The sequence below is a fragment of the Sphingomonas radiodurans genome (genome assembly GCF_020866845.1).
In the GTDB taxonomy this organism is placed as follows: domain Bacteria; phylum Pseudomonadota; class Alphaproteobacteria; order Sphingomonadales; family Sphingomonadaceae; genus Sphingomonas; species Sphingomonas radiodurans.
This window is the reverse complement of the sequence record NZ_CP086594.1, coordinates 684222-710596: the sequence shown is the minus strand read 5'-3', so window position 1 is coordinate 710596 and position 26375 is coordinate 684222. Positions and strand designations below refer to the sequence as shown.

The window sequence follows — 26375 nt, the reverse complement described above, 5'->3', positions numbered from 1 at the left end:
TTGGGGAGGGGGACCGCTCGCCGTAGGCGAGTGGTGGAGGGGGTGGGATGCGGCACGGTCTCGCCAGGCCAGCCCCTCCACCACGCTTCGCGTGGTCCCCCTCCCCGAGCGAGCTCGGAGAGCATTGAGAGGCGATCAGCCCAGCCCTTCCGACATTTCTGCCAGTTCTAGCCAGCGTAGCTCCGCCGCTTCCTTTTCGTCGCGGGCCTTGGCGATTGTCTTCATCAGCCTATCGAACGCGGCAGGGTCGCGGACGTAGAGGGCGGGGTCAGCGAGGGTGGCTTCGTCGCGGGCGATTGCCTGGTCGAGGGCTTCGATCCGTGCGGGGAGCTGGTCGAGATCGCGTTGGTCCTTGTAGGTGAGCTTGGTCTTTGTCTGTGCGGGGGCGGCTGCAACCGCTTTGGCGGCGGCCTTGCGCGATCCGGCTGCGGGCGCGCGTTGGCGTTCCCAGTCCTCGTATCCGCCGGCCACGACATCGACCTTGCCCGAGCCGTCGAGCCCGAGCGTCACCGTAACCGTGCGATCGAGGAAGTCGCGGTCGTGGCTGACGATCAGCACGGTGCCGGCGTAGTCGCCGATCACTTCCTGCAGCAGATCGAGCGTTTCGAGATCGAGATCGTTGGTCGGCTCGTCGAGCACCAGCAGGTTCGACGGGCGGGCGAACTCGCGCGCCAGCAGCAGTCGGGAGCGTTCGCCGCCGGAGAGCGAGCCGATCTTCGCCTCGGTGAGGTTGGGATCGAACAGGAATTCCTTGAGATAGCCGTGGATGTGCTTGCGGACGCCCATCACGTCGATCCACTCACCGCCCTCCGCCAGCACGTCGCGCACCGTTTTCTCGGGGGCCATCAGCTTGCGCTGCTGATCGATGACGATGCCGTCGAGCGTCTTCGCCAGCTTTACCCGGCCGCTGTCGGGGGCGAGCTCGCCGGTGAGGAGCTTCAGCAGCGTCGTCTTGCCCGCACCGTTACGGCCGACGATGCCGATCCGGTCGCCGCGGGTGACGCGGAGCGTGAGATCGCGGATGATCGTGCGCTTGTCATAGGATTTGGTGACGTGTTCGGCGTCGATCACGACCTTGGTCTTGTTGTCGTCGCTGCCCATTGAGAGCGCCGCGGTGCCCTGTGGGCCGATCATCGAGGCGCGTTCGGCGCGCATTTCCTTGAGCTTGGTCAGCCGGCCCTGGTTGCGGCGGCGACGGCCAGTGACGCCGCGCAGCAGCCAATGTTCTTCGAGCTTGAGCCTGGCATCGAGCCGTTCGGCCTGCCGCTGTTCCTCGGCGAAGACCTGCTCGGTCCAGGCTTCGAAACCGCCGAAGCCGACTTCGGCGCGGCGCATGTTCCCGCGGTCGAGCCAGAGCGTCTGTTTGGTGAGGCGGGTGAGGAAGGTGCGATCGTGGCTGATGACGACGAAGGCGCCGCGGAAACGCCCGAGCCATTCCTCGAGCCACTCGATCGCGCTGATATCGAGATGGTTGGTGGGCTCGTCGAGCAGCAAGACGTCGGGATCCTGCGCCAGTGCGCGGACGATCGCGGCGCGGCGGCGCTCGCCGCCCGAAGCGGTGGCGGCGTCGCGGCTGAGATCGATGCCGAGCTGGTCAGCGATGGCATCGGCCTCGTAATGTTCGGGCGCGTCGTCGCCGGCCATGACGTAATCGGCGAGCGTGGCGTAGCCGACGAGGTTGGGATCCTGTTCGAGCAGCACGACGCGCGTGCCGGGCACGATCGTACGCCGGCCCTCGTCGCTGTCGATCGTGCCGGCGATCAGCTTCAGCAGCGTCGTCTTGCCGGCGCCATTACGGCCGATCAGCGCGAGCCGATCGCGCGGGCCGACGTAGAAATTGAGATTGCGAAAGAGCCAGCCGGAGCCCTGGATAAGGCCGAGGTCTTCGTACGCTAGGATTGGGGCAGCCATGGGGGCGGCAGATAGGGGCGCGGGGGCGATGCGCCAAGCGGCAAGCGTGCGTCAGTCGTCGGCGAAGATTTCGGCGTGGGGCAGAGTGAGGTCTAGGGACGCGAGGTGGAGATCCTCGCCCGGCTGTAACCAGTGATCGTTCCACGCATCGACGCCTGTCCGTTCGACTAGCCGGATCCTATGCGTCGACGGATCGATCAACACGATTTCGCTCACGCCCGCCAAATCACGATACTCGTTCAACTTCGTTTTTTGATCGAGTGCGGACGTTGATGGCGAAAGAACCTCAAAAACAACGCGAGGATCGCCGAGCAGCAGCTTCTGCGCGTTTTCGTCCGAGGCCGGATTATTGCAGTAGATCGCAACGTCGGGGAGACGAACTGTGCGCTCCCCCGTCCGCGCGCCGAGATCGGAGCCATAAGGGCGACAGCCGCTGCCGCGTAGCATCGGTCCGATCGTCAGGATCACGTTTATGGCGATACGGGAATGTATCTCCGTGCCGCCGGCCATCATGTAAATCAGGCCGTCGACCAATTCCGCCTTCGCATCGCCAAAGTTCATCGCGAGGAACTCTTCGACGGAGATGCGGCGATAAGCGGGATCGAGAGCGACTTCAGCCATCACCGAAAGATACCAGTGTTGCTCCAACAAAAGAAGGGCCGGGTGCTTGATGCACCCGACCCTTTCTTTCGAACGGGGCAGCGGCGAAGCCGCTGCTGGACGTCAGACGGGTTGGCTTGCGCAAACCCGCTGGCCGTTCTGATTTTCTGTCCGGGGCAGCTTTCGCTGCCCCGGTCGAAAATCAGAAGTCCATGCCGCCCATGCCGCCGCCGCCCATTGCGGGCATCGCGGGCTTGTCGTCCGGCAGCTCCGAAACGGTCGCTTCGGTGGTGATCAGGAGACCAGCCACCGATGCGGCGTTCTGCAGCGCGGTGCGGACGACCTTGGTCGGGTCGATCACGCCGGCGGTGACGAGGTTCTCGTACACGTCGGTCGAAGCATTGAAGCCGAACGACGTGTCGTCCTGGTCGAGCAGCTTGCCCGAAACCACGGCGCCGTCATGGCCGGCGTTCTGCGCGATCTGGCGAACCAGAGCGGTTAGCGACTTGCGGACGATGTCGATACCGCGCGTCTGGTCCTCGTTCACGCCCTTCAGGCCGTCGAGTGCCTTCGTTGCGTACAGGAGGGCCGTGCCGCCGCCGGGGACGATGCCCTCTTCGACTGCTGCGCGAGTTGCGTGGAGGGCGTCGTCGACGCGATCCTTGCGCTCCTTGACCTCGACCTCGGTGGCGCCGCCGACCTTGATGACGGCAACGCCGCCAGCGAGCTTGGCGAGACGCTCCTGCAGCTTCTCGCGGTCATAGTCCGAGGTCGTGACCTCGATCTGCTGACGGATCGCTTCGGTGCGGCCCTTGATCGCATCGGAATCACCGGCGCCGTCGACGATGACCGTGTTGTCCTTGTCGATCGACACGCGCTTGGCGGTGCCGAGCATGCCCAGCGTAACGGTCTCGAGCTTGATGCCGAGATCCTCGCTGATCACTTCGCCCTTGGTAAGGACAGCGATGTCCTCGAGCATCGCCTTGCGACGATCGCCGAAGCCCGGTGCCTTGACCGCTGCGACCTTCAGGCCGCCGCGCAGCTTGTTCACGACGAGCGTGGCCAGAGCCTCGCCCTCGATGTCCTCGGCGATGATCAGCAGCGGGCGACCCGACTGCACGACTGCTTCCAGGATCGGGAGCATCGCCTGCAGGTTCGACAGCTTCTTCTCGTGGATCAGGATGTACGGATCGGTGAGTTCGACCGACATCTTCTCCGGGTTGGTGATGAAGTATGGCGACAGATAGCCGCGGTCGAACTGCATGCCCTCGACAACGTCGAGCTCGAATTCGAGACCCTTCGCTTCCTCGACGGTGATCACGCCTTCTTTACCGACCTTCTCCATCGCTTCCGCGATCTTCTCGCCGACTTCCTTGTCGCCGTTCGCGGAGATGATGCCGACCTGGGCGATCTCGGCCGAACCCGACACCGGCTTAGAGCGTGCCTTCACGTCCTCAACGACCTTGATCACGGCGATATCGATGCCGCGCTTCAGATCCATCGGGTTCATGCCGGCTGCAACCGACTTCATGCCCTCGCGAACGATCGCCTGAGCGAGAACGGTCGCGGTGGTGGTGCCGTCACCGGCGATGTCGTTGGTCTTCGAGGCCACTTCGCGCACCATCTGGGCGCCCATGTTCTCGAACTTGTCCTTGAGCTCGATCTCCTTGGCGACGGTGACGCCGTCCTTGGTGATGCGCGGTGCGCCGAAGCTCTTGTCGATGACGACGTTGCGGCCCTTTGGCCCCAGCGTAACCTTCACTGCATCGGCGAGAATGTCGACGCCGCGCAGGATGCGCTCACGCGCGTCACGACCGAATTTTACGTCCTTGGCTGCCATGTGGCTACCCTTTCAAATCAACGAATGTTGAGGAAGTTGAGGAGGTCGAACGATCTCAGGCGAGAATGCCGAGGATGTCCGATTCCTTCATGATGAGCAGGTCTTCGCCGTTCACCTTGACCTCGGTGCCCGACCACTTGCCGAACAGGATGCGGTCACCGGCCTTGACGTCGAGCGGGCTGATCTTGCCGTCTTCCGACTTGGCGCCGGCACCGGCGGCGACGACTTCGCCTTCCTGCGGCTTTTCCTTGGCGGTGTCGGGGATGATGATCCCACCGGCCGTCTTTTCCTCGGCCTCGACGCGGCGTACGAGCACGCGATCATGCAGCGGACGAAAGTTCATGCGGTTTCCCTCTTGTTGAGCGGAGTATGACAATTTTTTGGCACTCGACGGGGTCAAGTGCCAGCACTCGCCATATGAGAGTGCCAACGCGTCGCGTCAACAGGCGTAACGATCAATCAGCTGAACAAATCGTCAGATTGAGCCCGGGAGCAGGCCGAGCCGTTCGCGCGCCTGCCAGCGCCACAGGAGCAGGATCGACACTGCCAGCAGGCCCACGGCGAGGCCGGTCCAGATCCCGACGCCAGCCCAGCCGGCGTAAAAGCCGAGGAAGATCGAGGTGCCGAAGCCGACGACCCAATAGCCGAACAGCGCGATCAGCATCGGCATGCGGGTATCCTGCAGCCCGCGCAGCACGCCGGCGGCGACTGCCTGCGCGCCATCGACCAGCTGGAATATCGCGGCGAGCACGAGGAACTTAATCGCGAGTGCGACGACGATCGCGTTCTGCGGCGCGTCGACATCGATATAGGCGCTGATGAACAGCCGCGGCGTCGCCCAGATCGCGGTGGCGGTGATCACCATGAAGCCGATGCCGAGCACCAGCGCCACGCGGCCGGCGCGCGCGATCCACGCGTGATCGCCCGCGCCATAGGCCATGCCGACGCGGATCGTCGCGGCTTGCGAGATGCCGAACGGGATCTGGAAGGCGACGGCGGCGATGTTGAGCGCGACTGCGTGCGCCGCGACTTCGTTGACGCCGATCAGCCCCATCAGGATCGCCGCACCGCCGAACAGCGCGCCCTCGAACACCCACGTCAGCATGATCGGCACGCCGAGCCGCACGATCTCGCGAAAGCGCGACCATTCGGTGTTCCACCAGCGCCCGAACAGGCGATAGCGGCGCAGGCGGCGATCGAACTTGAGGATCGCGACATAGGCCAATGCCATTGCCGTGAGACTGATGACGCTCGCGAGTGCCGATCCTTCTAGACCGAGCGCCGGCGCGCCGAGGTTGCCAAACACCAGCATCCAGTTGGCGAGGATGCTGACGGCGAGCGCGATCCCGGTGACGACGAACGCCCAGCCCGGGCGGCCGAGCGCGGCGGCGGCGGTGCGCATGATGCCCGCCGCGACGCCCGGCACGATCGCGATGGCGATTATGTCGAGGAACCGCCCGGCGCGTCGCGAGACTTCGGGATCCTGCCCGGCGAGCAGCAGCAGCGTTTCGCCGTGTGCGAGGATCAGGATCACTGGGAGGGCGCCGGCCGCGCCGACCCATAGTGCCATGCGTACGCTGCGCCGCACCTCGCGCACCGCATGGCGGCGGCGACCGAGCTCGGCAGCGATTAGCGGCGCGGCGGCACTGGTGAGACCGATGAGCGCGTACATGCTAAGATTGAACATGAAGACGCCGAGCGTCGCCGAGGCGAGATCGACCGTCCCCAGCCGAGCGACGAAGATCACGTCGACCGCGCTGACCGCCATCTGCAACAGGTTCGCGCCGACGAGGGGGCCGGCAAGCCGCACGAGCGCCGACAGCTCCGCTCGATCGGTGACGGGGCGCGTGCCGGTCAGCGGTGGATTGGCGGCGATCTCCATGGCGGATCGCGGGTAGGCGGGTTTTGGATGTGGGGAAAGCGCGGGGTGGAAAAGGTGAGCCTGCGGTGAAACTATAACAGGTTATCTTCGTAGCTGTGGGTGCGCTGACAAACGCGCAGGAGAAATTCAAATGGCGAAGATGATGATCCGCGGTGTGGCATTCGCGCTGGCCCTGGCCGGCAGCGGGCCTGCCCTCGCACAGAAGAATCCGATGGTCGGCGGTGCGGCGATGTATCCGACCAAGACGATCGTCGACAATGCGGTCGCGTCGAAAGACCATACGACGCTCGTCGCGGCCGTGAAGGCAGCCGGGTTGGTCGAGACGCTGAGTGGCCCGGGGCCGTTCACCGTGTTCGCGCCCACGAACGCCGCCTTCGCGAAGCTGCCTGCCGGAACCGTCGACACGCTGGTGAAGCCTGAGAACAAGGCGACGCTGACTTCGATCCTGACCTATCACGTCGTGGCGGGCACGATGACGTCGAAGGACATCGCAAAGGCGATCAAGGCTGGCGGCGGCAAGGCAACGCTGACCACCGTACAGGGCGAGCCCCTGACTGCGGCGATGATGGGCAAGACGCTGATGCTGACCGACGCGAAGGGCGGCATGTCACACGTAACGATCGCCGACGTCCGCCAGTCCAACGGCGTGATCCACGTCGTCGATACGGTGCTGATGCCGTAATTTGTTCATGGCCCGCGCTGGTGCCAGATCGGGTGCCGGCGCGGGCTAAATCGCGCAATCAGCAACCTTTTCTTACGGCTCCGGAACAAAGCGGCGTTCTCGTGGTTCGGCTATGCTGAATGTCACGAGTACAGGGAGAGCGTAAAATGGCTGATTATCGCACGACGGACGATCGCGTAGTGGTGAAGCGCGGCGGAGCAGGACGCACGATTGCCATCGTGTTGGCGGTTGCGGCCATCATTGCCGCCATTCTGTTCGCGACGGGCTTCTGGAGCGCCGATGTCAAGGAAGGCGCACTGCCGGACGTCGACATCAGCGCCAAGGGCGGCGCGTTGCCGGACGTTGACGTCGACAGCAAGGAAGTTGTCGTCGGCACGAAGAAGACCGAAGTCGAAGTGCCGGTGGTCGGCGTCCAGGACAATGGCGAGAAGTAATCGTTTAGAGGGGCGTGGTCGCGTGATGCGGACCACGCCCTTTTCATGTCTGCCGTCGATGGATTGAGCTTAGCGCTGCGCCATGTTGACGGACGCCAGCGGCGGCGGAAAATCGAGTGGGCCGCACTTGCGCGTCTGCCACTCACCCTTGCCGGACCAGCATACCTTGTCGAGCCGCGGCACACGCCATTCTGACCGTACGTAACGCGGGAATTGCTGCTCGCCCCATGGCACGAGGCTGTTGCGCAACTGCCGCATGCGCTCACGCGCGATGGTGGAGAAGCCACCGCGTGGCGCATACAGCGCCCCACGCCCGATCTCGCTGGAGATCTGACAGAAATTATACTGCGATGCCACGGCGTTGAAGCTGGAATAGGTTCGCGTGCCGAACTGATCGAGCGCCGACTGCCCAGCCTTGGGCGCCTTGTTCATCCGCTGAAAATATTTTGTCAGCGTGTCGTATGAATCCTTCAGCTCCGCGCGGTGATCGGTGAGGATCGCGTTGTAATTGTCGACCGTCAGCAGCGTCGGCTCGAATTGGCACTGCAGCGCGGCGACATTGAGTGCGGCACGCAGCGTCCACGTCAGTCCGGCAGTGAGTTCCTTTTCAGTCGCGCCGGGCAATGGCTGCGCCACGCCGGGTTCGTCACCGCGCACGACCTGGCCGGAAAGATCCTTGGATTTCATGAAGAACTGTGCCGAAGCTGGCATCGAAACCAACAATGCGACAGCAGCGACGCCTGCCCCCGCGAACCGCAACCCACTCACCACCGCAACCTCCCCACGCGCAACACGCGGGATTCATATGCGTTTCCACCAGCTTCTCCAAGTCCGTTCATCAGACCTGCAGGGCGGTTGAGCGGCGGCGTAACGATTGACGGTCGCATGCCATAGAAACCGTCGTGCTCTTCAGCAGGCACGAAAAAGGCCGCCCGGTTCCCCGGACGGCCCTCACATCACGCAAAAAGCGCGATGATTACATCGCGTTCATCGCGGTGTCGTTCGTCATCATCATGTCGTTCGACATCATCGTGTCGTTCGCCATCATGCCGCCGTTCATGCCACCGTCAACGGCAGTCATGTTGTCGGTCATGGTATCCATGCCCTCAGTGGCGTTCATGTCGGTGATGGTGGTGTTGTCGGTGGCAGTTTCGGTCTTCGAGCCGCAAGCCGAAACGGCGAGCGCGGCAGCTACGAGGGTCGAACCCGTCAGGATCTTTGAAATTGCACGCATGGATAGCTCCCTAGATAGTGGATTTGGACGACGGACGGATCCTTAATACCCAAATCAGAGTGGACATTAGTCACAGAACGCCGCCCCCTCAAGTCTCGATTTCACGCACACAAGAAAGACTTTTGAGGAAAGCACACCCAGACAACGCAAGCGCGGCATCAAAAGTTTCACGATCATGAACGGCCCCAAGCGCCAGAGCGCTCGTGACGGGGTGTTCCGACAGCCCGCACGGCACGATTCCACCGAAATGCGAAAGGTCCGGTGACAAGTTCACCGAGAAGCCGTGCATTGTCACCCAGCGGCGGACGCGCACGCCGATCGCGCCGATCTTCGCCTCGCGACCCGCCGCATCGACTGTCCAGATGCCGATCCGGCCCGGCGCGCGAAAGGCGGTGATGCCCAATTCGCCAAGCGCAGCGATCACCCAGCCTTCGACGCCATGGACGAAACAGCGCACGTCGCGGCCGCGTTTGCCAAGGTCGAGCACAAGGTATCCGACGCGCTGCCCGGGGCCGTGATAGGTGTAGCGCCCGCCGCGCCCCGCCGCGACGACCGGAAAGCGCGGATCGAGCAGCTCGGCGGGATCGGCGCTGGTGCCGGCGGTGTAGACCGGCGGATGTTCGAGCAGCCACACCAGCTCGCGCGCCTGGCCGATGGCAACGGCGGCGGCGCGCGCCTCCATCTCGGCGAGCGCCAGCGCATAATCGGTCAGGCCGGGCGTCACGCGCCATTCGATGCTATCGTCGTCGATCACGCGGGCCGAGATGCGGGCCGGGGAAGCGATTGGCAAGCGTCGGGCCGATCGGGTAAGCGCCGCGCGGCAATGCGTAACGGGGTCGGTTCATGATCAGCATCGGGAAGGTCTGGGACCGGACGACGGAGGTCATCGCCGGGCGGTTCGCGATCCTCGCGGCGATCGCGCTGCTGCTGCTGTTCGTACCGCCCGTGGTGCAAGCAGCGATCGACGCCACTGCCGGCACCTCGCCGGCGATGAAGTTCGTGAGCACCGTCGTCGGGCTGTTCGTGTTCGCGATGGCGATCCTGGGCGCGCTGGCGTTGACCGCGGTGGCGACCGATCCGGCGGTCGATCAGCAAGCCGCGCTGGCGATCGGCGGGGCGCGGATCGGGCCGATGCTGGGGATCATCATCGTCATGGGACTGGTGTTCTTCGCCGCGGTGATGCCGGGGATCCTGTTGATCGGCACCTCCGGCTTCGACGTTTCGCGCGCGCAGGCGGGGCTGTCGCAGGATGCGCTGAACGTCGGGCGGTTCGGGCTGGCGACCGTGTATTTCCTGGTGCTCACGGTCGTCGGGCTGTGGCTTGCCGCGCGGCTCGTGCCATTGATGGGCGTGGTGGTGAATGAGCGGCTCCGGCTCGGCGCGATCCGTCGGTCGTTCGCGCTCAGCCGCGGATCGACGCTCAAGCTGATCGGGGTGCTGATCCTCTACTCGATCGTGTTTCTGGTCGTTCTGATCGCCGCCGTGTCGATCGTCGGGCTGATCGCACGGCTGATCTTCGGGTCGGACGCGGCGGGGGCGGTCGCCTTCGTGGTTGCGCTGGCGACGGCGGCGGTGACGGCGGTGTTCAGCGTGTTGCAGTCGGTTTATTCCGCGCAATTCTACGTCGCCGCGCGGGATGCGCGTGGCGCGGCATGAGCCCTAGTTTTGCACGCCTGCTGGCGGACGCCTGGGGCATCTTCCGGCGCGAGGCGGATCTCATCCTGCGCGTCGCGGGGCCGCTGATCTTCCTCCCCGCCTTCGCAGTGCAATTGCTGTGCGATCCGTTGCCAGCCTTGCCCGCCACGCCACGGGACGAGGGCGCGATGGAGATATGGCTGACCGCGGTTACCGCCTGGGGGCAGGCCAACGCCTTCTGGTATCTGCTGGCCGATCTGGTCGCGTTGGTCGGGCTGGTGACGATCGCATTGCTGCTGCTCGCGCCCGAGCGGCCGAGTGTGGGCGAGGCGCTGCAAATCGCGCTGCGGCGGCTTGGGCGGTTCCTGCTCGCCAATCTGCTGGTCGCAATCCCGGTCGGGCTGGGATTGTGGACCATCGTACTGCCGGGCCTGTACGTGCAAGCGCGGCTGATCGCTACGTTGCCGGCGCTGGCCGCCGAGCCGGGGCAGGGGGCAGCGCGGGCGGTTGGGGCGAGCTGGCGGATGACCAGCGGGGCGGCGTGGGGCATTCTTGGCGCCGTAGTTGCGCTGTTTCTGCTGCAATGGCTGGCGGTGAGCCCATTGTTCCCGCTCGACACCTGGCTACGCGAGCCGGGGCACGACAATCCGTTCCTGATCGCGCTGGTGGCGGCGCTGCTCGCGATTGCGGCGACCGCCTATAATGTCGGGCTGCTGCTGCTCGGCGTGGTCGCCTATCGCCGGTTCGCCAGCAGCGGGACGTGAGGCGCGGAGTCGAGTGGCAATAGGCCGGCGAGTCTCGGGTCGGCAAAGGTCTCGACCGTGCGCTTGGTCGCGACGAAGCCCTGCGCGCGGTAGAAATTCAGCGCCGAGGGGTGATCGAGCGAGCAGGTGTTGACGCGGACGAATGCGACGCCCGGCCGCCACGCCAGCTGCATCGCGAGCGCCATCAACCAGCGCCCATGGCCGCGCCCGACGAGTTCTGGGACAAGGCCGAAATAGTCGAGCGCGCACCAGTCGCGTTCCGGATGGGACAGTTCGAGCAGCCCGACCTCGATTCCGGATTGGTCGACGACGGCGTGGACTTGCGTGTTTGGCTGGTGCGTTGCCCGGACGAGCGTGGCATCGTCCATCGCCAGCCGCGAGAACCAGAGCCATGGTCCGCCGACGCGGCGAAACAGCGTGCGATACTTGGCAGGATCGGGCGCCGGCCAGCGGATCAGTCGCAGCGGTGATGGCGGCACGGGGCGAAGCGGGGGGCGCTGCCGCATTTCGAGCGTGGTGACGACGGTCGCCACCTGATCGTCGGCGACCTGGATCAGGCCCATGTGGCTGCATGGCGCTGGAAGATAGCGGCGGCATGTTCGAGACCGAGCGTTGGCATGCCGCCGCTTCTAGTGACGGCGACAGCGGAAAGTCGAGGCATGCCGATCATCGCGTCTGGCGCAGCGCTTCGGCGAGCACGATCCCGGCGCTGACCGCCACGTTGAGCGAGCGGAAGCCTGCCCGCATCGGCACGCGGACGGCGATGTCGGCGCGGGCGTGGACGGCGTCGGGCACGCCCGCGCTTTCGCTGCCGAACAGCAGCACATCGTCGGCGGCGAAGCGTACGTCCCACAAGTCGGTCGCGCCGCGGGTCGTGGCGAGGATCAGCCGGCCGTGGAGCTGCGCCGCGAATGCCCCCCAATCGGCATGGCGTGTCACCTCGCCGGCGGCGGCATAGTCCATGCCGGCACGGCGCAAGCCACGGTCGCTCCAGGGAAAACCCATCGGTTCGATCAGATCGACACCGACGCCGAAGCACGCCGCGGTGCGCAGGATCGTGCCGACGTTGCCGGCGATGTCGGGTTCGTACAGGGCGACGCGCATCGCGCTGATTAGCGTGCAAGCCCACATCCGTAAAATGGCAGTTGGCAGGCGCGGAGGGCGGGGCTATCAGACCTTGATCTTCGTTACGGCGAGGGAATTCCAGGCGGGCACACCGGGCACGACCCCGGGCGATGCGGCCAGCCGCGGCAGGAAGGACAAGGGTTTACGGATGGCGACGGTCGACAGCACGATTTCTCCGGGCGGAACACCGGCGCCGCACCAAGAGGAAGGCCACGACCCCCGCCGGCGCGACTTCATCAATATCGCCGCGATTGCATGGGCCGGAGTGGGCGCAGGCATTATCGTGCTGCCGTTGATCAACCAGATGAACCCTTCGGCCGACGTGCTCGCGCAGTCGACGACCGAGGTCGACATCAGCAAGATCGAGCCTGGCCAATCGATAAAATCCTCGTTCCGAAAACAGCCGCTCTTCGTGCGCAACCTGACGCCGCAGGAGATCGCTGCGGCGGACGCGGTGCCGGTGGATTCGCTGCGCGATCCGCAGAGTCTGCAGGACCGGACCAAGGCGGGCAAGAAGAACTGGCTGATCACGCTGGGCGTCTGCACGCACCTTGGCTGCGTGCCGCTGGGCGCGGGCGAGGGCGAGAACAAGGGGCCGTTCGGCGGCTACTTCTGCCCGTGCCATGGCTCGGCCTATGATACGGCTGGCCGCATCCGCCAGGGCCCGGCACCGACGAACCTTGCGGTTCCCGAATATACATTCACGTCCGACACTGTCGTGACGGTTGGTTGAGGTAGCGAGAGATGAGCTTTCCCTGGGCCAAGCATTATGAGCCAAAGCAGCCGCTGATGCGGTGGCTGGACGAGAAGCTGCCAATGCCGCGACTCGTCTACAACGCGATCGGCGCGGGTTATCCCGTACCGCGCAACCTCAACTATTTCTGGAACTTCGGCATCCTCGCCGGCGCAGCGCTCGTGTGCCAGATCGTCACCGGCGTTGTGCTGGCGATGCATTATGCCGCGAACGGCGCGGTCGCGTTCAGCTCGGTCGAAAGCATCATGCGCGACGTGAACGCTGGCTGGTTCCTGCGCTATGCGCATGCCAACGGCGCGTCGATGTTCCTGCTGGTGGTTTACATCCACATTTCGCGCGGGCTGTATTATGGCTCCTACAAAGCACCGCGCGAGATGGTGTGGCTGCTCGGCGTGGTCATCTTCCTGCTGATGATGGCCACCGCATTCATGGGCTATGTGCTTCCTTGGGGGCAGATGAGCTTCTGGGGCGCGCAGGTGATCACTGGCTTCTTCTCGGCGATACCGCTGGTCGGCGAGCCGATCCGCATCTGGCTGCTCGGCGGGTTCGCGCCGGACAATGCTGCGCTGAACCGCTTCTTCTCGCTCCACTATCTACTGCCGTTCGTGACGGCAGGTGTCATCATCCTGCACATCTGGGCGCTGCATATCCCGGGCTCGAACAACCCGACCGGCGTCGACGTGAAGGGCGAGCAGGATACGGTGCCGTTCCATCCGTACTACACGGCAAAGGACGGCGTTGGTGTCGCGGTGTTCTTCCTGATCTTCGCAACGCTGATCTTCTTCTCGCCGAACCTGCTCGGCCATCCGGACAATTACATCGAGGCGAACCCGCTCTCGACGCCGGCGCACATCGTGCCTGAATGGTACTTCCTGCCCTTCTACGCGATCCTCAAGAGCTTCACCGCGGATTTCGTCCTAACGGGCAAGCTGTGGGGCGTGCTGGCGATGTTCGGTTCGATCCTGCTGTTGTTCTTCCTGCCGTGGCTCGATTCCTCGCCGGTTCGCTCGGCGAACTACCGGCCGACGTACCGCATGTTCCTGATCGTACTGCTCGTCGATGTGCTCATCCTGGGTTATATCGGCGGTGCGGAGGCGAGTGCGCGCAACGTGATCATCGGTCAGCTTGCGACCGCTTATTACTTCGCACACTTCCTGATCATCCTGCCGATCGTGTCGCGCTCGGAGCGTCCGCGCCCGCTGCCGCACTCGATCACCGAAGCGGTGCTCGCCAAGCATGGCACCTCGCCCGCGAAGACCGCGATGGCGCACTGAGCCGATACGGGGGAATTTTAAGACAATGGTTCGTACCATCGCACTCCTGATCGGAGCGCTCTTCGTCTTCGTGCTCGGCATTTCGCTGTTCGGGACCGTATCGTCCGCGATCACCGATCCCGCGCCCGAGACTGCGGAGCACGAGTTTCACCTGCATCCCAAGGACGCCGAGCTTTCGTCGGCTGGCCTGACGGGAAAGTTCGATCGCCAGCAGCTGCAACGCGGGCTCAAGGTGTATCAGGAGGTTTGCGCCGCCTGCCACAGCCTCAAGTTCGTCTCGTTCCGCGATCTCGAGAAGATCGGCTACAGCGAAGGCCAGGTTAAGGCGATCGCGCAGGCATGGCCGATCGAGCAGCCGAGTGTGAACCCGGAGACGGGCGAAGCGGCAACGCGCAAGAACGTCGCTTCGGACCGCTTCCCGAGCCCGTATCCCAACGAGGTTGCCGCGCGCGCCGCGAACAACAATGCGCTGCCGCCGGATCTGTCGCTGATGACGAAGGCACGTCACGACGGTGGCAATTACGTCGCGTCGTTGCTGACCGGCTATCGTGAGCAGCCGGCCGAGTTGCTGAAGAAATTCCCGGATGTGAAGACGCCGGACGGGCTGTACTACAACCCGTACTTCGCCAACCTCAACATCGCGATGCCGCCGCCGCTCGCCTCCGATGGGCAGGTGGCGTACGAGGACGGCACTAAGTCGACCCAGCAGCAGATGGCGCGCGACGTCGCCGCGTTCCTCACCTGGACGGCGGAGCCTAATCTCGAGACGCGCCATGGCACCGGTCTTGCGGCAGTGATCTTCCTGGTAATCTTCTGCTTCCTGACATGGGGCGCTTACCAGAACGTCTGGCGCAACATTAAGCATTGAGAGAGGGTGCCCCTCCCGCTTGCGGGAGAGGTTAGGGGAGGGCATGTCGTGCGACATGGATCTCGAGGACAGCCCCACCCCCGACCCCTCCCGTCAGCGGGAGGGGTCATCTGCGAACGGTGACCTGAAGGCGCTGATCCGGACGATTCCGGATTTTCCCAAGCCCGGGATCCAGTTTCGCGACATCACCACATTGCTGCTCGATCCGCACGGGCTTGCCACGTGCATCGAACGGATGGTGGCCGCTGCGCAAGGGCCGGTCGATCTGGTCGCGGGGATCGAAGCGCGCGGCTTCCTGTTCGCCGCCGCCTTGGCTGTTCCGCTGAAGGCCGGCGTTTTGCTGATCCGCAAGGACGGCAAGCTGCCGGGCGTTACGATCGCCGAGGACTATGCGCTCGAATATGGGCAGGATCGGATCGCAATCCACGCCGATGCATTTGCGCCTGGTGCTATAGTTCTGTTGATCGACGATCTCATCGCCACCGGCGGCACGGCTCGCGCGGCGGTGCGGTTGCTCCACAAGGCAGGTGCGGTGGTGAAAGAGGCGCAATTCCTCGTCGATCTGCCTGACCTGGGCGGTGCCGATCTGCTACGTAGCGACGGCATCCGCGTTAATGCGCTCGTTTCGTTCCCTGGCCATTAGGGAACTTCGACCAGCCGTTCTCGTTTCCAGTCTCGTTGCGGCGCGTATCCGCCGCTCCTCCAATGTTGGGAGACGGACGATGAACTGGAAGCGGATTGGATTGGTGGCGCTGATTGGCGGTATCGGCATGGGCACCGCGGCGTGCACTGACGGTTACGGCTATGGCGGTGCATCGCTCGGCTACGGGTCCGCCTTTGTTGGTGATCCTTATTTGGACGGCGGCTTTGGTGGGCCGGGCTTTGGCGGGCCGGGCTTTGGCGGCGCTGGCCTTGGCGGGTTCAACAACGGGTTTGGCTGGTACAACAACTTCTATTATCCGGGCACCGGGGTCTACGTGTACGACCGCAATCGTCGGCCGTTCCGTTGGAACGACGGACAGCGTCGCTACTGGCAGGGCCGGCCGGGTTTCAACCAACCGGGTGCGCGGGCGAACTGGAACGGCTTCCGTCAGAATTATCGCGCTGAGCGCCGCGACTATCGTGGCGACTTGCGGGATAATCGCCAGGCCTTCCGGAATGGGACTATCGACCGAGGTCAATTCCGTGATGGCCGTCGGGACGCGCGGCGTGAGTTCCGCACCGACGTACGGCGCGACTATCGCGATTACCGCCGCGAAAATCGCGCCGACGGGATCCGTACACCGCGCCCATCGCGCTCGTTCCGACGCACGCCGCGCAACCCGCGGTGAACTACTTGGCCGGCGGCTTCGGCCGCCGGCTTATTCTTGCGGCCGCGTTGAAACGAGGCCGTTCGAGATCATCGACATCACAGCCACATCATCCTGGTTGTAGACGGTCATGCGGCTCTTGAAGATGCCCATCTCGGGCCGCGATTGCGACTGACGCTTCTCGATAACCTCGGTCTCACAGCGCAGCGTATCACCGGGATAGACCGGCTTAAGCCAGCGAAGCTCGTCGACACCTGGCGAACCCAGCCCGGCTTGGCGATTGACCTTCAAATTGGCGACGATCATCGACATCACCATCGCACATGTGTGCCAGCCGCTGGCCGAGAGCCGCCCGAAATGGGTTTGCGCTGCGGCTTCGTCGGAAAGGTGGAAGGGCTGCGGATCGTAGCGTCCGGCGAACTCCATCACTTCTTCGCGCGTCACCTGATAGCTGCCGAAGCGCGACACCGTGCCAACGGCGATGTCCTCGAAATATTGCATTGTCCCCTCCTACGGTCTTTTCATCACCGACCGGAAGGGCGAATCCGTTCCGTCTAGGGTCGGATCTGCCGGCAGGTCGAGCAACGTCCGCAATAGCGGCGCGACTGACACATTGTCGAATTGTTCGACTCGGCGTCCCGATGCGAAGGCAGGGCCGCTCGCGATGAACAGCGCGCGCATTTCGGGAGCGGCATTGTCATAGCCGTGCTCGCCGCGGGAGAAGGGCTTCGTCGGGGAGGTCTTGGCGGTTACCCAGCCATCTTTTGCCAGGCACAGGAATGGCGGTACGCGCGGGCTGCGGCCATAGTGGAAGCGCGCCGGGATCTCCGACTTACGCCAGCAGGTGAGGTGCGGGTGCGGCTTGAGCAGCGTAGCGGCGACGGCGGCATCGCGACCGGGCAACGGCGCAAAGGTCGCATAAGGACCAGCCTCGACGATGCGCGCGTCGGTTGCCGGCATGAGCTGGTCGAGCGCGATCACTCGGTCGCTCGACGTTGCCGCCATGCCATGGTCTGAGACGATGATGAGGTTCGCTGGCTGGGCCTGCGCGGCAAGGCCAGCGACGAGTTCGCCAATCGCGCGATCGACGTCGGCGATCGCGGTGTTCACCTGCGGAGAGACGGGGCCGTATTGATGGCCGTAGGTGTCGACGATGTCGAAATAGGTCAGCACCAGACGCGGGCGGGTAGCGGCGGGGCGGCGCATCCAATCGAGCACGACGCGGACGCGGTTCGTGTCAGGCATCTGCTGCGTATAGGCCTGCCAGTCGGTGGGGCGCGTGCCGCCGATGACGGTATAGGGCCAATCGCTGCTGCGAACGCCGCCCCAGCCGACGACCGAGCCGGGCCAGAACATCGAAGCGGTCCGGATGCCGGCCTTCTCCGCCGTCACCCACACCGGGGCCGCTGCGTTCCACCACGCAGGATCGTCAGTCGCCATCGTGAAGATTTCGCCCGGGCGGGCGGGATCCTCGATCGTATTGGCGGTGATGTCGTGGCGATCGGGGCGCAGGCCAGTCACGAGCGTCCAGTGGTTGGGATACGTCTTGGTCGGGAAGCTCGGCAGCATCGGGCCAGTGACGCCCTCAGCGGCGAGCCGTGAGAGATTGGGTGTGATGCCACGATCGAGGTAGTCGGGGTGGAAGCCGTCGATCGAGACCATGATCGTGACGGGTACTTTTGCCGCCGAAGCGACTGGCGATGCGAGCGGCGCCGGGGCATTGGCGGGGGGAAGCGCGGGCGGCGTGCCTGGGTAAGCGCATCCGGCGACAGCGGCGAGTATGGCGAGCGGCGGGAGGAGTCGGAACATGTCCGCTCCGGTAGCGGGGGAAACCCGGCCTGTCTTGCGCGTGCTTGTCACATTTCCGCTCCCCTCCCTCTCGGGAGGGGAAACGTAATCAGCGCGCGGCGACTTGCCCTGCCGCCGCGACGCGCCAGATCACGTTGCCGACATCATCCGCGACTAGCAGCCCGCCAGCCTTGTCGGTGATCACGCCGACCGGGCGCCCGAGTGCCTCGCCATCGGCGTTGAGGAAGCCGGTGAGCACGTCAACCGGCTTGGCGCCCTTTGCCGGCCAACCCTGCGCGTTGAACGGCACGAAGACGACCTTGTAGCCCGACACCGGGACTCGGTTCCACGAGCCATGCTCGCCGATGAAGGCGCCGGTGGCGAAGCGCCGGCCCAGCTTCGCATCTGCGGCGAAGGTGAGGCCGAGCGCGGCGACGTGCGGGCCGAGCGCGTAATCGGGGCGTTTCGAATATTGCTGGAGGGCGGGGTTGGCCGGCTCGACGCGCTTGTCGGGATAGCCACCCCAATAATACCAAGGCCAGCCGAAGTTATCGCCGAGCTCAATCGCGGTGAGATAATCGGGGACGATATCCGACCCGAGCATGTCGCGTTCATTGACGACGGTCCACAGTTGGTTGGTCTGCGGATTGAGTGCCATGCCGTTCGCGTTGCGCACGCCCGCGGCATAGATGCGGTAAGTCTTCTCCTTCGGCCAGACCTGCAGGATCGTCGCGCGCAGCCGTTCCTTGTCGAGGCCGCCCTCGGCGATGTTCGAGGCCGAGCCGATCGACAGGTACAGCGTTCTGCCGTCCTCCGCCGGGATCACGTTGCGCGCCCAATGGTTCGCGCCACCGGGGTATTTGATGACGAGTTCGGGCTTGGCGGTTATGCTCGTCGCGCCCTCGACATAGGGAACGCGCACCAACGCATCGGTGTTGGCGATGTAGAGCTGGCCCTGGAACAGCGCCATGCCGAACGGCGAGTTGAGCCCGGTCATGAACACGTGCTTCTCGTCGACCCGGCCATCGCCGTTCGCATCACGCACCAGCGTGATGCGATTGGCCGAAGGCACGCCGGCGCCGCCGCGGCCCATCAGCGTTTTCATTACAAAGCCGGTGATCCCACCGCCCTCACGCGGCGGCGAATTCGTCTCCGCAACCAGCACGTCGCCGTTGGGCAGGCGATACATCCAGCGCGGGTGATCGAAGCCGTCGGCATAGCGCGTCACGGTGAGCCCCTGCGCGGCTGTCGGCATCCCGCCCTGCGGCCAGCCGACCGCCTTGGCGACCTTGACGGTCGGGATGATCTGACGGCGCGGGTTGCTGATCTGGGGGCGCTGGCCAGTCACCTGCGCGAAATCGACCATCGCCTTGTCGGGCCAGCCAAGCCACACGAAGACACCGACACCGGCGAGAACCAGCAGGCCGAGAACGATCAGGATATGTTTGCGCATAAGCGGGAGATAGGCGGGGCAGGGGTATGGGGGAAGGCCCCGCGCGTCAGCCGATCAGCGTATCCGCCAACAGCAGCAGTAGCTTGACGTCGATCGCGAGGCCCTCGGCACGTTTGCGCGCGACGAAGGCGGCGATCTCGGCGCGCGGGACGGTGTGGACGACAATGTCTTCGTCCGAATCGCCGCCGCCTTCGCTGACCTTCACCAGATCGTGCGCGCGGACCAGCGTGAAGCCTTCGCTGACCATGCCAGGCGAGGAGTGGAAGAAGCCCAGCGGCTCGATGCGGCCGGCGCGGTAGCCGGTTTCTTCCTCAAGCTCGCGATTGGCCGCTTCAGCCATCGGCTCGCCAGCGTTGACGTCGCCGATCAGGCCGGCGGGGAGTTCGAGGCAGGCGCGGCCGAGCGGCACGCGATATTGCTCGACCAGCACGATCTCGTTGGCATCGGTGATCGCGACGATTACCGCCGCCTCGATCCCGCGGCTGCGCGAAGCATATTCCCATTTCCCCTGTCGCATCATCCGAATGAAGCGGCCTTCCCACATCGTCTCGGTCGCATCGGTGGGCGCGTCGGTCATAGCTCGATCAACCTGTCGGGCAGCTCGTTGGGGTTGCCGGCGCTGCGTGGGAAATGTTCGGCAAGCACGACGCCGATCTCGGCCACCGCTGCTGCCATGCCATCGCCGGGGCGGCCATCCTTTACCGCGACGATCAGTGCCTCCATGGCATGGCCCCAAATGTCATCGGGGACGCGGCCGTGGATCGCGGCGTCGGCGATCAGTTCGGCGCGATGTTCGTCGAGGCTGAGGTACAGCAATACGCCGGTCGCGGCCCTAGTGCGCTGCTCGGCGGCGGCGCGGAAGAGCGCCAGCGCGCGAGCGCGGACGCGGCGCGCCTTGGTTGCGCGCGGCGTTAACGCCATGCGCAGCGGCCGGATCGCGAGCAGATAGCGGACTGCGAGGAAGGTGACGGCCGCGAGGAAGGTCGCGATCGTCAGCGCGGCGCTGGTCGTGATTGATTCGGTCCAGGGATCGGCGAAGAGCGCATGGATCGCGTCGAGCACGCCTGGGAACGCCGCTAGCAAGGCGAGGACGAGCAGCATCGCGAGCACGGCATAATGCAGCCCGACGTCGTGGTACGCATCGGACGAGCGCGCGACGATCGTCACGATCTCGCCGTCGGTGGCGGCCTCGGCCGCGCCAACGGCGGCGGTGACCGTGGCGTGATCCTGCGCGGTCAGCCGCATCACCAATCCCCCGAGGCGCCACCGCCCCCGAAATCGCCACCGCCGCCGCCACTGAACCCGCCGCCGCCCCAGCCGCCGCCGCCGGACGATCCACCGCCCCAACCGCCGCCACCGCCACTGCTGCGGCCGATCTCGTTCGCGATCGACCAGAGCACGATGGGTAGTGCACTGCCGCCACCGTCGCCACGGTAACGCCGGCCTCCGCCGCCACGACTGCGCGCGACCGAGAGGAACACGAACAGCGCTACCATGCCCCAGAAGATGAGGCCGATAGGCACGCCGCCACTGCCGGAGCGCTGCGGGGCGCGGCTCGCGTCGAAATCCTTTACCGCCGCGTCGAGCCTCGCTTGCGCTTCTTCGGGCGAGGAGCGGAGTTGCGCGATGATCTCATCGGTCCCGGCGACGACCCCGCCGGGCATGTCGCCGGCCTTGAAGCGCGGCAGAACCGCCTGATTGATCGTGACGCTGGAGAAGGCGTCGGTGAGGAAGGGTTCGAGCCCCCGGCCGACCTCGATGCGCACCTTCCGGTCGGTCGGCGCGACGAGCAGGATTGCGCCATTGTCGACATCCTTCAGCCCGACGCCCAAGGCGCGTCCAAGCTTGTAGCCATATTCCTCGATCGGATAGCCTTCGAGGCTGGGCACGGTGGCGACGACGACTTGGCGTTTGGTGTCGCGCTGCAGAGCGTCGAGCTTCTGCGTGAGATCGGCCTCGACTTGCGGCGGCAGAATGTCGGCAGCGTCGACCACCAAGCCCGTGAACTTGGGGAAGGTCTGCGCCGTCGCGGGCATGGCGACGCACAGCGCCACCGCCAGCGTGGCGAGGAGCCAAACCCACCAGCCGTTCGCGCTGAGCCTGTCGACGCGCTGCACTATCTACTCCGAAGAAGAGGAGGCCGAGCCGTTACGCTCGGCCCGAAGCGGATCGGGATGCCTTAACTCCCGAAATCCACCTTGGGTGCCGCCTCGGCACCGGGCGTGGTCGCGGCGAACGGCACCATCGGCTTGGCGCCATAGAAGATCTTCGCGCCGACCGCGTCGGGGAAGGTGCGGATGCGGGTGTTATACGCCTGCACTGCGCCGTTGTAGTCGTTGCGCGCGATCGTGATGCGGTTCTCGGTGCCTTCGAGCTGGCTCATCAACGTGGTGTAATTGCCTTGGCTGCGAAGCTCGGGATAGGCCTCCTGCAGCCGCTGCAGCGACAGGCTGAGCCCGGCCTGCGCGCGCTGATAGGCCTGCATCTTCGTGGGGTCGCTCAGCTCGTCGCCCGAGACCTGAATCTGCGTCGCCGAGGCGCGTGCCTGCGTCACTTCGGTCAGAATGTCCTTTTCCTGCGCGCCGGCGGCTTTCACTGTCGAGACGAGGTTGGGGATGAGATCGGCGCGGCGCTGATACTGGTTCTGCACGTCGGCCCAGCGTGCCTTGGCATTCTCCTCCGCGGTCGGGACGGTGTTGATCCCGCAGCCGGCGAGAGTCGTCGTGAGCGCGAGGAGGAGGAGGACGGGACGGAACGTCATTGGCGTGGGTCTCCGAAGGGGCCTGTATCACTCATATAGGACAGCCGGGATGCTTGGCGAAGGGGCAATCGCAAGCTAACCTCGATCAGGAAACGGGAGGTACGATGCTCAAGGAATTCAGGGCGTTCATCGCGCGCGGCAACGTGCTCGATCTTGCGGTGGCGGTGATCATCGGTGCGGCGTTCGGCAAGATCGTGACATCGCTGACCGAGGACGTGCTGATGCCGGTGATCGGGCGCATCTTTGGCGGGCTCGATTTTTCGAGCTATTTCGTCGTGATGGGCGAGATTCCGGCGAACCTCATCGGATCGACTGATTATGCCGCGTTGAAGAAGGCCGGCGTACCGTTGCTCGGCTATGGTGCGTTCATCACCCAGGCGGTGAGCTTCGTCATCGTCGCGTTCGTGATCTTCATGCTGGTGCGCACGGTGAACCGCGCGACGGCGTTGTTCGAACGCGAGAAAGAGAAGGCTGCGGCCGAGCCGGCGGCGGAGCCGACCGACGTGGCACTGTTGCGCGAGATCAGGGATGAATTGCGGGCGCGGCCGCGGGTGTGAGCGGCGTTCCGTCACCCCAGCGAAAGCTGGGGCAGGGCGCATTGGAGCGGATCGCTTTGATGATGGCGATCCCAGCTTTCGCTGGGATGACGGGCCTCAGGCCGCCGCCATTTCCTCCGCTGTCGCATCCGCCAGGCTGGTCCCGTCGAGGATGCGTGCGGTTTCGTCGCGGACGCGGGCCATGGCGTGGCGGATCGCGCAATCAGCCTCACTCTTGCAGTCGCGGCACGGGCGATAGGCGGTGCGGCTGACGCACGAGACCAGCGCGAGCGGGCCTTCGATGACGCGGATGATTTCGCCGAGCGAAATGAGATGTGCGGGCCGGGCAAGGACGTAACCGCCCATCTTGCCGCGATAGCTGTGCAGCAGCCCGGCATCGCGGAGATCGGCAAGGATCAGTTCGAGGAACTTGCGCGGGACGGTGGCTTCGATCGCGATGCGGTTCATCGGCACGGGCGGGCCACCGGCCGGCGTCGTCGCAAGATAGATCATCGATCGAAGGGCGTAACGGGAACGCTGGGTAAGCATGATACCCTGTTATATGCACCCGTATTATGGCCGCCGGAAGGCGCTCTTTGCAGTTTCTCTACAATGCCCTATATTGCTCGGGCTCGCGGGGCTTGCCCCACGGCTATGGCGATAAATACTAGTGTAAAATAGACGCAGCGGACCCGGGGGCAGTACCCGGCGGCTCCACCACCGCAGCTGTTCCGCAGCTTCGGTGACGGGGCCGAACCAGGATCGACGTGTGTTGAAAGGCGCTGGTTTTTGCTCGGAATGGGACCACCGTGACGGCCTACACATAAGTGCCAACGATAACGAAGCACTCGCAATTGCAGCGTAACTGAGGGCCTAACGGCCTAAGGTTATTCTACAAAGCGCGGTTGGACCGAACCGGGCAACAGAATCGGATTCCAGCGGTACGGGGGGCACCGGGCAACAGAAGCCCCCCACTGATCCACACCCATCAAGAAGCTCGCAGGCGGGTGCGCTTGTCATCCGCATCGCAGCGCGCAAATAGGCTGGCCATGTCGATCTCGAACATTTCGGGCCAACCCTCAGTGCATCGCGCGCAGATCGGCGCGGCGGTGACGGCGCGGCTGGCGGCGGAGCCGCGCGCGGTGAAGTTGCCGAGCCAAGTGGCCGAGGCGTGGAAGCTGCCGGGCTATCTCGATCCTGCGACGTGCAAGCGGCTGGTGGCGATGATCGACGCCAACCGCCGGCCCTCGACCTTGCTGTCCGACAGCGGCGGCGCATCGTTTCGCACGTCGGAAAGTTGCGACATGGATCGGCACGCGCCGGACATTAAGCCGATTGATGACGGGCTGGCCGCGCTGCTCGGGTTCGATCCCGCCTGCGGCGAGACCATGCAGGGGCAGCGATATGCCGCCGGGCAATATTTCAGGGCGCACAACGATTATTTCCACGAGGGCGAGACCTATTGGCCGGCTATGAAGGCCAGCGGCGGGCAGCGCGTGTGGACCGCGATGATCTTCCTCAACGATGTCGATGAAGGCGGCGCGACTTGGTTTCCGCAGGCCGGCGTGCGGGTCGCGCCGAAGCGCGGCCTGTTGCTGGCCTGGAACAACATGAAGGCCGACGGCAGCCCGAACCCGATGACGCTGCACGAGGGCACGGCCGTCTTGGAAGGAACCAAGTACATCATCACCAAATGGTTTCGCGAAGCGCGCTGGGAACCGGCGGCGTGACTCGATGATGCACGTCTTGGGGGTCGAGCGGTCGATCCTGGGCCAGCCGTGGCGCTGGCGCGCGACCGCTTCGGACAATCTGTCGCTCGACGATCTGGTGACGCAATTGCTGCTCGCGCGCGGCTGCCCGCGCGAGGCGCTCGACGATCATCGCACGCCATCGATCCGCGCGTTCATGCCCGATCCGTCGATCTTCCGTGACATGGACCGTGCCGCTGAGCGGCTTGCCGATGCTGTGGTCGCGGGCGAAAAGGTGGCGGTGTTCGGCGATTACGACGTCGATGGCGCGACCTCGGCAGCAGTGATGATCCTGCTGCTGCGCGACCTGGGGATCGAGGCGCGCGCCTATATCCCCGACCGCATGCTCGAGGGCTATGGCCCAACCGCGGGAGCGATGGAGCGGCTCGCGGGCGAGGGCGCAACGCTGATCGTGACGGTCGATTGCGGGGCGCAAGCGTTCGACGCGCTTGCCGCGGCGAGTGCAGTGCCGGTCGACGTGATCGTCGTCGATCATCATCAATGCGCGAGCGCGCTGCCGATCGCGCATGCGGTGGTGAACCCCAATCGCCTCGACGAGGGGGAGGGGGCGGCGCATGGGCATCTGGCTGCGGTCGGCGTCGCGTTTTTGCTGGGTGCGGCGCTGTTGCGCGTGTTGCGCAAGCGCGACTTTTTTGCCGGGCGGGCCGAGCCGCGGCTGCTCGACCTGCTCGATCTCGTTGCGCTGGGCACGGTAGCCGATGTGGCGCAGCTTCGCGGGCTCAATCGCGCGTTCGTGGCGCAGGGGCTGAAGGTGATGGCGGCGCGACGCAATGTCGGGCTCGCCGCGCTGATCGAAGCGTCGCGGCTGACGCGAGCGCCGACCGCGACCGATCTGGGCTTCGCGTTGGGGCCGCGGATCAATGCCGGTGGGCGCGTCGGGCGGGCGGACCTGGGTGTGCGGTTGCTCACGACGCGCGATCCGGACGAAGCGCGCGCGATCGCCGCCGAGCTGGACCGGCTGAACGAGGAGCGCCGGGCGATCGAGACGGCGGTGCAGGCCGAGGCGGAAGCGCTGTATCCCACGAGCCGAATGGTGACGGTGGTGGCGGGGCGCGGCTGGCATCCCGGCGTGATCGGCATCGTCGCCGGGCGGCTGAAGGAGAAGCTCGGCCTGCCGGCGATCGTCATCGCAGTCGATGAGGCGGGAGTCGGCAAGGGATCTGGGCGGTCGATCCCGGGCGTCGACTTGGGGCAGGCCGTGCTTGCGGCGAAGGAGGCGGGGTTGCTCGTCGCCGGCGGCGGGCATGCGATGGCGGCGGGGTTGACGATCGAGGCCGACAAGGTGCCGGCGTTCGCCGATTTCCTCGAGGAGCTTCTGGCGGTGCGGGTGGCGGCCGCGGTCGCGGACCGTGCGTTGCTGGTCGATTCGGTGCATGCGCCGGGCGGTGTTACGCCCGATTTGGTCACTGCGCTCGAGGTCGGCGGGCCGTATGGCATGGGCTGGCCGTCGCCGCGGGTCGCGATTGGCCCCGTGCGGGCGGTGCGGGTCGATGTGGTCGGCAACGGCCATGTCCGCGCGATCGTAGCGGGGGACGACGGGCGTAGCCTAAAGGCGATGGCGTTCCGTGCTGCCGATACGCCGCTCGGCGCGGCGTTGCTTGGCGCAGCGCCACATCGCAAGCTATGGCTCGCCGGGCGCGCGAAGATCGATGATTGGGCGCAGCGGCCGGCGGCGGAACTGCACATCGACGATGCGGCCTGGGCAGACTGACGTACACGCGATTGACTTACTGCGGAGTGCCTTCTAACCGCACC

General features: G+C 65.2%; 30 protein-coding genes and 1 other RNA gene. 13 read left to right on the top strand and 18 right to left on the bottom strand.

Features of this window, described 5'->3' with window-relative positions; all coding sequences use genetic code 11:
• Positions 1 to 135: 135 nt before the first annotated feature.
• The 5 genes from LLW23_RS03480 to LLW23_RS03460 all read right to left on the bottom strand — a co-directional run bounded on the left by LLW23_RS03480 (position 136) and on the right by LLW23_RS03460 (position 6233).
• Positions 136 to 1911, bottom strand: a complete 1776-nt coding sequence (locus tag LLW23_RS03480) for an ABC-F family ATP-binding cassette domain-containing protein (RefSeq protein ID WP_228947395.1) — start codon at positions 1909 to 1911, stop codon at positions 136 to 138.
• 51 nt (positions 1912 to 1962) lie between these two features.
• Positions 1963 to 2532, bottom strand: a complete 570-nt coding sequence (locus tag LLW23_RS03475) for a Uma2 family endonuclease (RefSeq protein ID WP_228947394.1) — start codon at positions 2530 to 2532, stop codon at positions 1963 to 1965.
• 181 nt (positions 2533 to 2713) lie between these two features.
• Complete coding sequence (gene groL / locus LLW23_RS03470) at positions 2714 to 4351, bottom strand: chaperonin GroEL (protein ID WP_228947393.1); 1638 nt, start codon at positions 4349 to 4351, stop codon at positions 2714 to 2716.
• 55 nt (positions 4352 to 4406) lie between these two features.
• Entirely contained in the window at positions 4407 to 4694 is a 288-nt protein-coding gene (gene groES / locus LLW23_RS03465; protein ID WP_228947392.1) for a co-chaperone GroES, read from the bottom strand.
• A gap of 132 nt (positions 4695 to 4826) precedes the next feature.
• Positions 4827 to 6233, bottom strand: coding sequence for an MATE family efflux transporter (locus tag LLW23_RS03460; RefSeq protein WP_228947391.1), 1407 nt, complete (start codon positions 6231 to 6233; stop codon positions 4827 to 4829).
• A 139-nt stretch (positions 6234 to 6372) separates the two neighbouring features.
• On the opposite strand from LLW23_RS03460, the gene LLW23_RS03455 reads away from it, so the two are divergent.
• Positions 6373 to 6915, top strand: a complete 543-nt coding sequence (locus LLW23_RS03455) for a fasciclin domain-containing protein (protein WP_228948448.1) — start codon at positions 6373 to 6375, stop codon at positions 6913 to 6915.
• A gap of 146 nt (positions 6916 to 7061) precedes the next feature.
• The gene (locus LLW23_RS03450) at positions 7062 to 7349 is read left to right on the top strand and encodes a hypothetical protein (protein WP_228947390.1); all 288 of its coding nucleotides are present in this window, start codon (positions 7062 to 7064) and stop codon (positions 7347 to 7349) included.
• Between the two features lie 69 nt (positions 7350 to 7418).
• Here LLW23_RS03450 and LLW23_RS03445 read toward each other — a convergent pair whose 3' ends face one another.
• The 3 genes from LLW23_RS03445 to lipB all read right to left on the bottom strand — a co-directional run bounded on the left by LLW23_RS03445 (position 7419) and on the right by lipB (position 9337).
• Complete coding sequence (locus tag LLW23_RS03445) at positions 7419 to 8036, bottom strand: hypothetical protein (RefSeq protein ID WP_228947389.1); 618 nt, start codon at positions 8034 to 8036, stop codon at positions 7419 to 7421.
• 289 nt (positions 8037 to 8325) lie between these two features.
• Positions 8326 to 8583 (bottom strand): hypothetical protein, encoded by a 258-nt coding sequence (locus LLW23_RS03440; protein WP_228947388.1) that lies wholly within the window; start codon positions 8581 to 8583, stop codon positions 8326 to 8328.
• 88 nt (positions 8584 to 8671) lie between these two features.
• On the bottom strand, positions 8672 to 9337 hold the full coding sequence (gene lipB / locus LLW23_RS03435; protein ID WP_228947387.1) for a lipoyl(octanoyl) transferase LipB: 666 nt from the start codon (positions 9335 to 9337) through the stop codon (positions 8672 to 8674).
• A gap of 89 nt (positions 9338 to 9426) precedes the next feature.
• On the opposite strand from lipB, the gene LLW23_RS03430 reads away from it, so the two are divergent.
• Positions 9427 to 10239: a hypothetical protein gene (locus LLW23_RS03430; RefSeq protein WP_228947386.1), complete on the top strand. Its 813-nt coding sequence runs from the start codon at positions 9427 to 9429 to the stop codon at positions 10237 to 10239.
• The gene (locus LLW23_RS03425; protein WP_228947385.1) at positions 10236 to 10982 is read left to right on the top strand and encodes a hypothetical protein; all 747 of its coding nucleotides are present in this window, start codon (positions 10236 to 10238) and stop codon (positions 10980 to 10982) included. Before LLW23_RS03430 ends, LLW23_RS03425 begins: the two co-directional genes overlap by 4 nt.
• Here LLW23_RS03425 and LLW23_RS03420 read toward each other — a convergent pair.
• Together LLW23_RS03420 and LLW23_RS03415 are read right to left on the bottom strand one after the other, a co-directional pair.
• Positions 10952 to 11545 carry a GNAT family N-acetyltransferase gene (locus LLW23_RS03420; protein WP_228947384.1) on the bottom strand — a complete coding sequence of 198 codons (594 nt, stop codon included), beginning with the start codon at positions 11543 to 11545 and terminating at the stop codon, positions 10952 to 10954. The genes LLW23_RS03425 and LLW23_RS03420 overlap by 31 nt on opposite strands.
• A gap of 103 nt (positions 11546 to 11648) precedes the next feature.
• A complete protein-coding gene (locus tag LLW23_RS03415) occupies positions 11649 to 12086 on the bottom strand; it encodes a tRNA (cytidine(34)-2'-O)-methyltransferase (protein WP_228947383.1) in 438 nt (145 codons plus the stop codon).
• A gap of 169 nt (positions 12087 to 12255) precedes the next feature.
• On the opposite strand from LLW23_RS03415, the gene petA reads away from it, so the two are divergent.
• The 5 genes from petA (at position 12256) to LLW23_RS03390 (ending at position 16334) form a co-directional block, all read left to right on the top strand.
• Positions 12256 to 12840 carry a ubiquinol-cytochrome c reductase iron-sulfur subunit gene (gene petA / locus LLW23_RS03410; protein WP_228947382.1) on the top strand — a complete coding sequence of 195 codons (585 nt, stop codon included), beginning with the start codon at positions 12256 to 12258 and terminating at the stop codon, positions 12838 to 12840.
• A gap of 11 nt (positions 12841 to 12851) precedes the next feature.
• On the top strand, positions 12852 to 14135 hold the full coding sequence (locus LLW23_RS03405; protein WP_228947381.1) for a cytochrome b: 1284 nt from the start codon (positions 12852 to 12854) through the stop codon (positions 14133 to 14135).
• 25 nt (positions 14136 to 14160) lie between these two features.
• The gene (locus LLW23_RS03400; protein ID WP_228947380.1) at positions 14161 to 15003 is read left to right on the top strand and encodes a cytochrome c1; all 843 of its coding nucleotides are present in this window, start codon (positions 14161 to 14163) and stop codon (positions 15001 to 15003) included.
• Positions 15004 to 15058: 55 nt separating this feature from the next.
• Positions 15059 to 15646 carry an adenine phosphoribosyltransferase gene (locus LLW23_RS03395; protein ID WP_228948447.1) on the top strand — a complete coding sequence of 196 codons (588 nt, stop codon included), beginning with the start codon at positions 15059 to 15061 and terminating at the stop codon, positions 15644 to 15646.
• A 79-nt stretch (positions 15647 to 15725) separates the two neighbouring features.
• The gene (locus LLW23_RS03390; protein ID WP_228947379.1) at positions 15726 to 16334 is read left to right on the top strand and encodes a peptidase; all 609 of its coding nucleotides are present in this window, start codon (positions 15726 to 15728) and stop codon (positions 16332 to 16334) included.
• 30 nt (positions 16335 to 16364) lie between these two features.
• Here LLW23_RS03390 and LLW23_RS03385 read toward each other — a convergent pair whose 3' ends face one another.
• The 7 genes from LLW23_RS03385 to LLW23_RS03355 all read right to left on the bottom strand — a co-directional run bounded on the left by LLW23_RS03385 (position 16365) and on the right by LLW23_RS03355 (position 22315).
• Complete coding sequence (locus LLW23_RS03385; RefSeq protein ID WP_228947378.1) at positions 16365 to 16814, bottom strand: MaoC family dehydratase; 450 nt, start codon at positions 16812 to 16814, stop codon at positions 16365 to 16367.
• Between the two features lie 9 nt (positions 16815 to 16823).
• The gene (locus tag LLW23_RS03380) at positions 16824 to 18122 is read right to left on the bottom strand and encodes an alkaline phosphatase family protein (RefSeq protein WP_228947377.1); all 1299 of its coding nucleotides are present in this window, start codon (positions 18120 to 18122) and stop codon (positions 16824 to 16826) included.
• 88 nt (positions 18123 to 18210) lie between these two features.
• Entirely contained in the window at positions 18211 to 19554 is a 1344-nt protein-coding gene (locus LLW23_RS03375; RefSeq protein ID WP_228947376.1) for a PQQ-dependent sugar dehydrogenase, read from the bottom strand.
• A 46-nt stretch (positions 19555 to 19600) separates the two neighbouring features.
• The gene (locus LLW23_RS03370; RefSeq protein ID WP_228947375.1) at positions 19601 to 20131 is read right to left on the bottom strand and encodes an NUDIX hydrolase; all 531 of its coding nucleotides are present in this window, start codon (positions 20129 to 20131) and stop codon (positions 19601 to 19603) included.
• Positions 20128 to 20799, bottom strand: coding sequence for a TPM domain-containing protein (locus LLW23_RS03365; protein WP_228947374.1), 672 nt, complete (start codon positions 20797 to 20799; stop codon positions 20128 to 20130). Before LLW23_RS03365 ends, LLW23_RS03370 begins: the two co-directional genes overlap by 4 nt.
• Positions 20799 to 21590, bottom strand: coding sequence for a TPM domain-containing protein (locus LLW23_RS03360; RefSeq protein ID WP_228948446.1), 792 nt, complete (start codon positions 21588 to 21590; stop codon positions 20799 to 20801). The genes LLW23_RS03365 and LLW23_RS03360 overlap by 1 nt, the downstream gene beginning before the upstream one ends.
• 143 nt (positions 21591 to 21733) lie before the next feature.
• The gene (locus LLW23_RS03355) at positions 21734 to 22315 is read right to left on the bottom strand and encodes a LemA family protein (RefSeq protein ID WP_228947373.1); all 582 of its coding nucleotides are present in this window, start codon (positions 22313 to 22315) and stop codon (positions 21734 to 21736) included.
• A 104-nt stretch (positions 22316 to 22419) separates the two neighbouring features.
• Between LLW23_RS03355 and mscL the strand changes: the two genes are divergently transcribed.
• Positions 22420 to 22872, top strand: coding sequence for a large conductance mechanosensitive channel protein MscL (mscL, locus tag LLW23_RS03350; protein WP_228947372.1), 453 nt, complete (start codon positions 22420 to 22422; stop codon positions 22870 to 22872).
• A 96-nt stretch (positions 22873 to 22968) separates the two neighbouring features.
• Here the strand turns inward: mscL and LLW23_RS03345 are convergent, their stop codons facing one another.
• Positions 22969 to 23400, bottom strand: coding sequence for an RrF2 family transcriptional regulator (locus LLW23_RS03345; protein WP_228947371.1), 432 nt, complete (start codon positions 23398 to 23400; stop codon positions 22969 to 22971).
• A gap of 42 nt (positions 23401 to 23442) precedes the next feature.
• Here LLW23_RS03345 and ssrA point away from each other — a divergent pair.
• The 3 genes from ssrA (at position 23443) to recJ (ending at position 26331) form a co-directional block, all read left to right on the top strand.
• Positions 23443 to 23788: a transfer-messenger RNA gene (gene ssrA / locus LLW23_RS03340) on the top strand.
• Between the two features lie 112 nt (positions 23789 to 23900).
• On the top strand, positions 23901 to 24581 hold the full coding sequence (locus LLW23_RS03335; RefSeq protein ID WP_228947370.1) for a prolyl hydroxylase family protein: 681 nt from the start codon (positions 23901 to 23903) through the stop codon (positions 24579 to 24581).
• Positions 24582 to 24585: 4 nt separating this feature from the next.
• A complete protein-coding gene (gene recJ, locus LLW23_RS03330; protein ID WP_228947369.1) occupies positions 24586 to 26331 on the top strand; it encodes a single-stranded-DNA-specific exonuclease RecJ in 1746 nt (581 codons plus the stop codon).
• Positions 26332 to 26375: the final 44 nt, after the last annotated feature.